11 protein-coding genes are annotated in these 10,299 nt (G+C 74.3%); all 11 read left to right on the top strand.

All coding sequences use genetic code 11. The features are described 5' to 3' along the window. On the top strand, positions 1–495 hold a 495-nt coding region (locus ABZ914_RS15910; RefSeq protein ID WP_500193630.1), incomplete at its 5' end, for a sensor histidine kinase. Beyond that, positions 496–1,194, top strand: a complete 699-nt coding sequence (locus ABZ914_RS15905; RefSeq protein ID WP_500193629.1) for a response regulator — start codon at positions 496–498, stop codon at positions 1,192–1,194. It begins immediately after the preceding gene. A gap of 164 nt (positions 1,195–1,358) precedes the next feature. Beyond that, on the top strand, positions 1,359–1,610 hold the full coding sequence (locus ABZ914_RS15900; protein ID WP_500193628.1) for a hypothetical protein: 252 nt from the start codon (positions 1,359–1,361) through the stop codon (positions 1,608–1,610). Between the two features lie 9 nt (positions 1,611–1,619). Then, positions 1,620–1,901, top strand: coding sequence for a hypothetical protein (locus ABZ914_RS15895; RefSeq protein ID WP_500193627.1), 282 nt, complete (start codon positions 1,620–1,622; stop codon positions 1,899–1,901). Then, positions 1,901–2,542 (top strand): prepilin peptidase, encoded by a 642-nt coding sequence (locus tag ABZ914_RS15890; protein WP_500193626.1) that lies wholly within the window; start codon positions 1,901–1,903, stop codon positions 2,540–2,542. Before ABZ914_RS15895 ends, ABZ914_RS15890 begins: the two co-directional genes overlap by 1 nt. Further along, positions 2,539–3,696 carry a C40 family peptidase gene (locus ABZ914_RS15885; RefSeq protein ID WP_500193625.1) on the top strand — a complete coding sequence of 386 codons (1,158 nt, stop codon included), beginning with the start codon at positions 2,539–2,541 and terminating at the stop codon, positions 3,694–3,696. Before ABZ914_RS15890 ends, ABZ914_RS15885 begins: the two co-directional genes overlap by 4 nt. Before the next feature lie 115 nt (positions 3,697–3,811). After that, positions 3,812–5,359 (top strand): hypothetical protein, encoded by a 1,548-nt coding sequence (locus ABZ914_RS15880; RefSeq protein ID WP_500193624.1) that lies wholly within the window; start codon positions 3,812–3,814, stop codon positions 5,357–5,359. Further along, positions 5,338–5,892, top strand: coding sequence for a hypothetical protein (locus ABZ914_RS15875; protein ID WP_500193623.1), 555 nt, complete (start codon positions 5,338–5,340; stop codon positions 5,890–5,892). Before ABZ914_RS15880 ends, ABZ914_RS15875 begins: the two co-directional genes overlap by 22 nt. Then, positions 5,889–6,344: a DUF3592 domain-containing protein gene (locus ABZ914_RS15870; RefSeq protein ID WP_500193622.1), complete on the top strand. Its 456-nt coding sequence runs from the start codon at positions 5,889–5,891 to the stop codon at positions 6,342–6,344. Before ABZ914_RS15875 ends, ABZ914_RS15870 begins: the two co-directional genes overlap by 4 nt. A 9-nt stretch (positions 6,345–6,353) precedes the next feature. After that, positions 6,354–6,770 carry a hypothetical protein gene (locus ABZ914_RS15865; protein ID WP_500193621.1) on the top strand — a complete coding sequence of 139 codons (417 nt, stop codon included), beginning with the start codon at positions 6,354–6,356 and terminating at the stop codon, positions 6,768–6,770. 1,844 nt (positions 6,771–8,614) lie between these two features. Next, positions 8,615–10,246, top strand: coding sequence for a substrate-binding domain-containing protein (locus tag ABZ914_RS15860; RefSeq protein ID WP_500193620.1), 1,632 nt, complete (start codon positions 8,615–8,617; stop codon positions 10,244–10,246). Positions 10,247–10,299: the final 53 nt, after the last annotated feature.

Raw genomic sequence — 10,299 nt, 5'->3', positions numbered from 1 at the left:
CCGCTCTCCCGAACGGCGCCGCGGCGGGGGCGTCGCGCCGGTCGGACCGCCGCCCGCGCGCCGCGGCCCGACGGGGCGCGCGCCGCCTGCGCCGCCTGGTCGGCCCGGACGGGCGTCACCGTCCACGCCGACGTCGCCGGCGACGCGCGGCTCCCGCAGCGCTCGCGCCACGAGGTGCTCGCCATCCTCGGCGAGGCCCTCGCCAACGTGGAGCGGCACGCGGCCGCCGCGAACGTGACCGTCCGGCTCGCGCGGGCGGCGGGCGACGTCGTCCTGACGGTCCGCGACGACGGGCGCGGGTTCCGCACGGCGCCGCTGGACGACCACGCGCGCCGCGGCCGCTACGGCCTGGTCGGCGTCTACGAGCGCGCGGAACGGGCCGGCGGGACGGCGCTCGTCCGCTCGGAGCCCGGCGAGGGCACGACCCTGCTCGTCCGCGTCGCGACGGAGCCGGCCGGGTCCGCCGGTGCGGACCGTCCCGCGGAGGTGAGCTGAATGGGCGCGACGCGGGTCCTCGTCGCCGACGACAACGTGGTGGTCCGCTCCGGCCTGGTGTCGCTGCTGGAGGCGCACGGGATCGAGGTCGCGGGCGAGGCGGGCGACGGGCGGCGCGCCGTGGAGCTCACCGCCCGGCTCCGCCCCGACCTGGTGCTGCTGGACGTGCGGATGCCGCTGATGGACGGCGTCGCCGCCGTGGCGGAGATCAGCCCGCTGGCCCCGGTCCTCATGCTGACCTACACCGACGACCCCGGCACCGTGCGGGCGGCGCTCGGCAAGGGCGCGACCGGCTACCTCGTGCACGGCGCGTTCACCGCGGACGAGCTGATCGCGGCCGTGCACGACGCGGTCGGCGGCGCGCACCCGCTGTCGCCCGCGGCGGTGTCCGCGCTGGTCGGCGCCGTCCGGGAGGCGTCCGGGACCGCCGAGACCGCCGGGACCGCCGTGCCCGCCGAGGCCCGCACGCCGCCGGACGCCCCGCACGGCGGGTTCGGCCTGTCGGCGCGGGAGGCGGAGGTCATGCGGCTCATCGTCCAGGGCGCGTCCAACGGCGAGATCGCGGCGCGGCTGTTCCTCGCGGAGAAGACGGTGAAGAACCACGTCAACCGCATCTACGCCAAGCTCGGCGTCACCTCGCGCGGCGCCGCGATCGCCCGCTGGATCGGCACGTCCGGTGATCTGGGGCGGAGCCGGTGACCGGCGCCGGGGACCGGTCCCCGGCCCCTGGGCCCACGCGGCCGGGCCGCCGATTGGGACGGCGGGCCCTGGGAATGGCGCCGCCCGCTCCATATTTTGGTGGTCGTAAAACGGTCGGACGCACGTTCCCGGCCGAAAATACGGCCGACCAGGAAAGGACGCCGATGAACCTTGAATCGGTGCGTGAAAGGGTTCTGGGCGACGATCGCGGAGCCGACGTCTTCGAGTGGGCGGGGATGCTGATCCTGGTGGCCGCCGTCATTGCCGGCCTCTACGGCCTCGGCATCGTCGACACCACGACGAACGGCGTCAAGGGCGCCCTCACCAGCATCTTCTCCGGTGACCCGGGCGGCGGTGGCGGCGGTGGCGGCGACAAGGGCGGCGACAAGACCTGTGTTCTCGGCATCTGCTGGTAAAGGGAATCGATGATGAACGTTCTGCTTCCGGTCGTGGTACGCGCCCGGTTGTCGATGCGGGCGGGCGAGGAACAGGCCGCGCTCTTCTTCCGGGACCGCGTCGAACGGCTCAAGAACCCCGACGACCGCGGGGCCGACATTTTCGAGTGGGCCGGGATGCTGATCCTGGTGGCCGCGATCATCGCGGGGCTCTACAGCCTCGGGATCGTCGACACGGTCACCAAGGCGGTCCAGGACGCGCTCAAGAAGATCTTCGAGGGCGACCCGGGCGGCGCCAAGGGCGACACCTGATGGGCGAGGCCGCGGCCACCGGAGCGGCGGTCGCGGGAGCGGCCGCCGGGTGGCTGTGCGCCCCGGTCACCGCCGCCTACCGCGGGCCGCTCACGCCCCGCGCCAGAACCGGGGTCGCGGTGCTGACGGGGGCGGTGCTCGCGGCGCTCGCGGTCCGGCTCGGCGGACGGGCGGACTCCGTGGCGTTCGCCTACCTCGGTGTGGTGGGCGTCCTGCTCGCGGTGATCGACGTCGCGGTGCGGCGGCTGCCCGACCCGCTCACGCTGCCGTCCTACCTCGCGGGGGCGGTCCTGCTGGCGGCCGCCGTCCCGTTCACCCCGCACGGCGCGCTCCGGTTCGCGCACGCCGTGATCGGGATGGCGGTGCTGTGGGCCTTCTACTTCGTCCAGCACCTCCTGCTGCCGCACGCGATGGGCGGCGGCGACGTGAAACTGGCCGGTGTCCTCGGCCTGTACCTCGGTTGGCTCGGTGAGGCGGCATGGGTGACGGGCGTGGTCGCCGGTTTCCTGTACGGCGGCGTGTACGGCGTGACGTGGCTGCTCCTCGGCCGCGCCGGACGCAAGGACGAGTTCCCGTACGGCCCGTTCATGCTGGCCGGCGCGTTGACGGGCATCCTGTTCGGCGGCTGGTTCGCGCGATGAGCCGGGCGGGCCGGCGCGGCGACGAGGGCGCGGCCACCTCGGTCCTCGTCGTCGGGATGGCGCTGTGCCTGGTCGCGGCGGTGCTGCTGTTCGGCCGCGTCGCGCAGGCCGGCGACATGCGCAGCCGGGCGCAGCGCGGCGCGGACGCCGCGGCCCTCGGCGCGCTCGAACCGCTCCGGCTGCGGCTGGCGGAGATGGCGCTGTCCGGGACGCCGCCCGCGGGCCTCGGCGCGTGGCTGCTCGCCGACGACGCCCCGCAGAACGCGGCCGAGCGCTACGCCCGCGACAACGGCACGCGCGTCGACGCCAAGGTGCACCTGACCGGGCTCGACGGGACGTACGCGAAGGTCAAGGCCGTCACGGCCGACTGCCAGCTCAAGAAGGACGGCGAGCTCACCGAGCAGGAGAAGGACGACCTGCGCCACGGCCGCCATCTGTGCACCGACTCCAAGGGGGACCAGGGCATCGGCCGCGTCGGCAACGCCGTCGCGATCGCCCGTCTCGTCGTGCCGGACTGCACCTACGAGTTCTCCCCGGTCCCGCCGGGCGAGTCCGCGCCCGAGGAGCAGCCGACGGCCCCCGCCCGGCTGGTCTGCGACGGCACCGTGGCATGGCCGGGCGGCGACGCGGCGGCCGTGAAGAAGACGTTCAAGCTCCGGCTCGTCGACAAGGAAAGCGACGTCGCCTACAACGGGTTCCCGTACCAGAACATCGGATACGGCGGCGCGATGCCGCCGCCGGGCCCGCTGCCCGCAGGGACCCCGGAGATGATCCGGCGCGCCATCGCCTTCGCCGAGGCGCAACTCGGCACCCCGTATCAATGGGGCGGGACCTGCACGGCGCCGAACCCGAACGTGGCGACCATGGGGAACTGCGACTGCTCGTCCCTCGTGCAAATGGCGTACCGCGCGGCGGGAATCTCGACCCCCCGCGTCACATACGACCAGTGGAGGTTCGGGCAGGGCATTTCTGCCGGGCAGGAGAAGGCGGGCGACCTGGTGTTCTTCAATATGGGCCCGCGCGGCCCCGAACACGTCGGCATGGTCGTCGATCCCGCCACCCACACGATGATCGAGGCGCCGCACACGGGCGACGTCGTGAAGTTCGCCACCTACGACGGGAACATCGGTTTCCGCCGCCCCTACGCGGGCTGAATGAGAAGCCCAGGTAACGGGCCCGAGAACGGCCGGAGAACGGACCTGTGAATGGGCCCGTATTTGGGTCCTCGGACTCATTCGCGACGGAATCGCGCGTGCGAGCCTGCGAGGCGTGTCCCCCCAGCAGCGCAGCCCGGACCGGGTCGCCGACCGCGGCGCGTCCGTCCCGGAGTACGCCGGGATCCTGGCCCTGGTCGCGGCGGTCTGCGCATCGCTCTTCGTCCTCGGCGTCCCAGGTCAGACCAGTGACGCGGTGTGCCGGGCGCTGCACCGGATGCACCTCGGCGACGCCTGTGCGGGAGGCGGCGGGAACGGCGGCCGGACCGACCCCGACGAGCCCACCACCGCCTGCACGACGGGCATCGAGACGAAATACCTCGAAGAGACCGTGACGATCCCGACCCGCATCAACGTGAGGACCAACAGCCGCGGCACCGTCCAGCTCACCCGCAAGGTCGGCCCGGACGGGAAGACCACCTGGGAGGTCACCGACTTCACCTGGGGCGAAGGGGCGGCCGCCAGCCCGGACTTCGACTTCGGATTCGGCAAGATCGGCATCTGGGGCGGCGGGCAGTTCACCAATGGAACGGTCTACTCCTTCGACGGCGAGAAGGAGGCGAAGAAGTTCTTCGACGACCTCGTCGACCACCGCATCGGGAACACCGCGAAATTCGTCGTCCGCACCAATCCCATCACCGGCGGATTCTCCTGGCTCATCGGCAAAACGCCATGGGTCGGCAAGTACTACGACCGCTGGATCGGCGGCAGCGAGCCCGACAAGGAACCGTCCGCCGACTACCAGGAGGGCGGCCCCACCGGCGGATTCAAAGGCGAGCTGAACCTGTGGAAGGTGAAACTGCCGTTCAAGGCGCGCGGCTGGCTGATCGACGGCACCCGCACCGACCACAAGACCGGGCAGCGCACCACCTACTACACCGAGAAGGGCGAAGGGGAGATCGGAGTCCTCGTCGACCTCGGCGACGTCTGGAAGGTGCTGCCCAAGGGCACCCGCGAACGCGCCGCCGCCGGCGCCGCCGACGCGCTCGCCCTCGCGGTCGACGAGATCGGCAAGCGGCTCGGCGGCAAGGGCGTCGAGCTGTCGCCCGCCGAGGCCGAGAAGATCAAGGGGCAGATCCGGCTCAACCCCAACCTCGGCCTGAACGTCAAGCACCGGGGCCAGACCACCTGGGCGTACACCGAGGACAAGGACGGCGACCCGATCAGCCTGACCAAGACCGGCAACTCCCAGAACGTCATCTACTTCCGCGCCGACGGCAAGGCCAAGGGCTCTTTCGAAGGCGACAAGGGCGAGCTGACCGCCGGCAAGCAGTGGATCCTCAGCTCCCAGCGCACCGTCACCGACAAGACCCTCGACTACGCCGACCCGCAGGACCGGCAGGCGTTCGAGGACTACACGCGGACCGGCGACGACGGCGCCCTCGACCGCTACTTCGACGGCGGCGGCGGGCGGATGTCCCGGCTGACCTACGACGTCGGCGGCGACACCGGCAAGCTCGACGTCAAGGGCGAGGCCGGCGGCAAGAGCAAGTTCGGCGGACTGTTCGAGAGCTCCACCGAGCACCAGATCAACACCCTCACCGGGGCCCAGTACTACAAGCCGGGGGAGGGGTGGGTGCCGTGGAAGCGCTGCCTCGGCTGACCGCCTGCGCCGTCCTCGCCCTCGCCGCGGGCTGCTCCGCGCACCACGACCCGCCGCCCGTCCCGGCGGGCTTCCGCGAGTACCGCACCGACGCCTACACGTTCGCCTATCCGGCCGGCTGGGCCCCGCACGGCGGCACCGACGAGAGCGGCGCGCCGACCCTCGACGTCGACGGCCCGGAACTGCCGTCCGGCGTCGACGACGGCCAGATCCACCTCGGCCGCCGCGACCGTTTCCCCGGCGAGCTCGACGGCCAGCTGGCCCAGTTCCGCGGCCTCGCCCTGTTGAACGGCTACCGCCTCACCGCCGTCCGCCGCACCGCGCTGGACGGCGCCGACGCGCGCCGCGTCGAGGCCCGCTACACGATCACCTCGGCCGACGGCACCCGCACCCCCATGCGCCTGACCGGCCTCTATGTCCTCACCGAGCGGCGGACCCTGCTCGAATTCGTGATCCGTTCTCCCGACGGCGGTACCGCCGCCGCCCGGGTCCCCGCCATCCTCGGGTCGTTCCGGCCAAGGGAAGGACGATGAGACGCCGCGCCGTGGCCCTCGCCATCGCGGCCGCCGCCGCGTGGGCCGCGCTGTACCTCCTTGACCTCGCCCCGGTGGGCCGGGCCGCGCTGCTGGTCGCCGGACCTGTCCTGCTCGTCGCAGCACCGCTCATCGTCGTCGCGGACGCCGCCGCCCGCCGCCGCACCCCCGCCCGCGCCACCGGCACCGTCCTGGCCTGCGAAGGCGAGGGCGTCGAGCCGTCCGGCTGGGAGTACACGCTGACCGTCCGGTTCACCTCCGCGGACGGCCGCGACCACGTCATCACCGAGTCCGGCCGCCCCCGCCGCCGTCCGTCCGACCGGCTGACCGTCCGCTACGACCCCCGCGACCCCGCCCGCGCCCGCCTCGACCTCGGCGCCGCGCCCGCCTGGACGGCCGCCGCCGTGGTCCTGCTCACCGGCGCCGTCGTCACCTGGTTCGCCGCCCGCTGAAGGAGCCCCATGCCCGACCGCCGCCGCGCCGCCACGACGGTACTGCTCACCGCGGCCGCCGCCCTGGCCGTCCTCGCCGCGCTCGCGATCGCCGTGGCGGCCGCCGCCTTCGCCGCGCCCACCTTCTCGTCCTCGGACGCCTTCTACTGGACGTCCGCAGCCGCGGCGGCCCTTGTCCAGCTACCCATCGGCTTCCTCGCCGCCCGCCTCACCGCACCCCGCCTGCGCCGCGCCGGCGTCTCCGGCCCCGTCACCCTCCCGCTCCTGACGGCCCTCGGCCCGGCCGTCCCCGCCGTCCTCGCCAACCTCCACCCCGTCGAGCACATCACCCCGCCACTGAACGTCCTCGCCCCCCTCTGCGCCCTCGCCGCCGGCACCCTCCTCGGCCTGCGCCGAACCGCCCGCGAAAGCACGTCCCTCTACTGAATTGGGTCCCCGATTGGGCCTCGAGACCCATGTGCCTTGGCGTCCCCTCTCGTTTCAATGTCGGCACCATGCCTCCTGAAGACGGTGTCGACCTCCCGCCTCTCCCGCTGGACCTCCCGGGCTTCCCCACCCCACCCCAGCCCCCCGTCGACTCGTCCGCGCCGACCCCACCGGCGCCCTCCAACGACCCGAGCCAGGCCGCGCCTGTTGGGCCGCCCGCCACGATGCCGTCACCGGCCGCGCCCGCACTTTCCCCAACCGTGCCGCCACCCGGACCCGCGCCCGAGCCTGCGGTCGAGTCGACCCCAGCACCGCCTGGTGGGCTGCCCGCCACCGCGCAGCCGTCGGACGCCCCCGCGCCGCCGCCGTCCAAGCCCGTCACCGAGTCAAGTCCGCCAGCGCCTGAGTCCAGCCCGGCACCGCCCGTTGATCCGTCCCCTGCCGTACCGTCGCCAGACCCGCCCGCGTCGCCACCCGAGTCGAGCCCTGCGGCGCCCGCGCCCACCACTGGCCCCGTGCTTGCCGCGTCCGCCGTCGAGTCAAGCCCGGCGGCTCGTGCGTCGGCCGCGCTCCCTACCAGCTCGGGCCAGGTCGCGCCCGTTGAGTCGTCTGCCGAGGTGTCCTCGTCGGGCGCCCCCGCGCCTTCCGCGCCCGGGTTGAGCCAGGTCGCGCCCGTTGAGCCGTCCGCCGAGGTGTCGTCGGACGCCCCCGCGCCGCCGCCTGAGCCCGTGCCCGAGCCGAGCTCGGCGGCTTCCGCGCCGACCGCGCCCACCACCGGCCGCGTGCCTACCGTGTCTGAGTCCGCTGTTGAGTCGAGCCCGGCGCCGCTCATTGATCCGCCCGCCGTGCCGTCGCCGGACGCGCCCGCGCCTGAAGCGAGTCCGGCGGCTCCCGCGCTACAGGCGCCCACCAGCGACACCAGTTCGGCCGGACCCGTTGGGGCGCCCGCCACGGTGCGGTCGCCGGACGCCTCTGCGCCTTCCGCGCCCGTTGATCCGTTCGCCAAAGTGCCCTTGTCGGACGCCCCCGCCCCGCCGCCTGGGCCCGTGCCCGAGCCGAGCCCGGCGGCTCCCTCGCCGTTCACGCCCGAGACCGCCGTTGCGTCGAGCCCGGTGCCGTTTGGTGGGCAGCCCGCCGTGTCGTCGTCGGACGCCCCTGCGTCGCCGTCGTCCGAGCACGTCACGGGGCCGAGCCAAGCAGTGCCCGTTGAGCCGACGCCCGCCACGTTCGTGCCCGCGCCGTGGTCGGCCGCTCCCGCGTCCTCGGCGCCGCCAACTGTTGGCGAGCATCCCTCTGCTGTGCCCACCAACCCGTCTGCCACCGCCCCTGTCGTTGAGCCGAACCCGGCGGCGCCAAGTGGGCCGTCTGCTACGGGGGCATCGTCGCCTGCGCCGGGGTCGGATACTTCTGCGTCCTCGGCGGTGCCTACGGCCGCTGCTGGGCGAGCCTCAGCAGTGCCGCTCGGGCCTTCGGTCGCTGCTTCGCCGGATGGTTCGGGGGCGTCCGGAGGTTCGTCTGGTCCCGCGCAGGGCGTGTCGGCGGGTGGGGCGGTGGGCGGCGTAGGTGCGGCGTCGGGGGCAGGCCGCCAGGCGGATGTGCCGTTTTTGGCCGCGCCGACGCCTGGGCCGCAGGTCGCTGCGCCGTTCGGGGGGGCGGTTCGGTCCGTGCCGGAGGCCGGGCCGTTTGGGCGTGTGAATGGGGGCGTTCCGGTGCAGGGGGCGGTGCCGCCGGCCGGTGTCGTCGTTGGCGGGGCGAATGGGGGGCCGCGGTTCTCGGCGCCGGTGGGGGGTGGGCCGCGGGCGCTGGTTCCGGTGCGCCGGAGGGGGCCGCGGCGTCCTCCGCCGGTGCTCATCGCGGGCGTTGCCGCGTTGCTGGTGGTCGCGGTGGTGGCCGGCGTGAAGTCGTTCGGCGGCGGAGGGTGCGGTGGACGGCTCGCGCTGAGCGTGGCGGCCGATCCGGCGGTGGCGCCCGCGGTGACCGCGCTGGCCGAAAGGTTCAACGACGCGGACCACAAGGTCGGCGGGCGGTGCGTGGAGGTGTCCACGAACACGCTGCCGTCGGCGGCGATGGCGCTGGCGCTGGGCGGGGACAGGTCCGCCGCGCAAGCGCGGGCGGACGCCTATGTCCTCGACTCGTCGCTCTGGCTGGAGATCGCGGGACGGACCGCCGAGCGGACGGGAACCGCGCTGCCGCGGCCGATCGGCTCGGTCGCGAGTTCGCCGGTGGTGTTCGCGGTGGCGAGGGACGCGGCGCCGGGCGCGCTGGCGTGGCGGGCGATGGCGCCGGGCGGGAACGCGTCCCTGCGGCTGCTCGCGCCGGAGCAGAGTGCGGCGGGCATGATCTCGCTGCTGATGGCGAGGCAGGCGGCCGGGACGGGGGACAAGGCGATCGCCGGGTTCACCGGGATCCTGCAGTCCGCGCAGAGCGTGGACGGGTCCGCGCAGGGCGAGGCGGCGGCGTTCGACGGGCTGGTGCGGTTCGGCGGCGGGAGTACGCCCGTGCTGGCGGTGCCGGAGCAGACGGTCTGGCGGCACGCGGTGGCGGGCGGCGCGCCCGTCCGGGCGGTGCTGCCGGCGGACGGCACGATGAGCCTGGACTTCCCGCTGGTCGCCGCGCCGGGGAAGAAGGCGGAGGCGGCGCGGCGGTTCCTGGCGGAGGTCCGGTCCCGGACGGGGGCGGGCGCGCTGGCGAAGGCGGGCCTGCGTCCGGCGGGCGACGGCGCGGCGCCGGCCGTGTCGGCGGTGACGGGACTGTCGGCGGTTCCCGCGACGGCCGCGGCGGCGCCGGGCGCGGTCAGCGAGGCGCTGGAGATGTGGCGGCGGATGCATCTCGGCACCCGCATGCTCACGGTGATCGACGTGTCCGGGTCGATGCTGGAGCAGGTGCAGGGGACGGCCCGGTCGCGGATGGCGGTGACGACGGGCGAGGTGGAGAAGGGGATGTCCCTGCTGCCCGACTCCGCCGACATGGGGCTGTGGGCGTTCTCGACCGGGATGGACGGACGGCTCCCGTACAAGGAGCTGGTCCCGGTGGGGCGGCTCGGCGCGGCGGACGGCGGGCTCACGCATCGCGCCGCGATGCAGCAGGCGCTCGGCCGGATGCGGGCGAAGCCGGACGGGGACACCGGCCTGTACGACTCGGTGCTCGCCGCCTACCGCAGCGTCAAGGCCGGCTACCGCGGCGACGCGATCAACATCGTGCTGGTGCTGACGGACGGGAGGAACGACTTCGCGGGCGGCCTGTCGGAGCAGGCGCTGCTGGCGCAGTTGAAGGCGGAGTACGACGCGAGCCGGCCGGTGCAGGTCGTCGGGCTGGGGTTCGGGCCGGGCGTCGACCTCGGCGCGCTGCAGCGCATCGCGCAGGCCACCGGGGGCGCCGCGTACCAGATCCGCGACCCGAGGCAGATCCATGAGCTGTTCCAGCAGTCGGCCGCGTTGAAGATCTGCGACGACCCGCGGCGGTGCCCGGTGGGGTGACGGGTCCCGCGCCTTCGCGCGCAACGACGTGCGGGGGCGGGTTATCGTGCCGG

This window comes from Spirillospora sp. NPDC046719 (assembly GCF_040645715.1).
In the GTDB taxonomy this organism is placed as follows: Bacteria; Actinomycetota; Actinomycetes; order Streptosporangiales; family Streptosporangiaceae; genus Spirillospora.
This window is presented reverse-complemented; position numbering and strand designations above follow the sequence as displayed.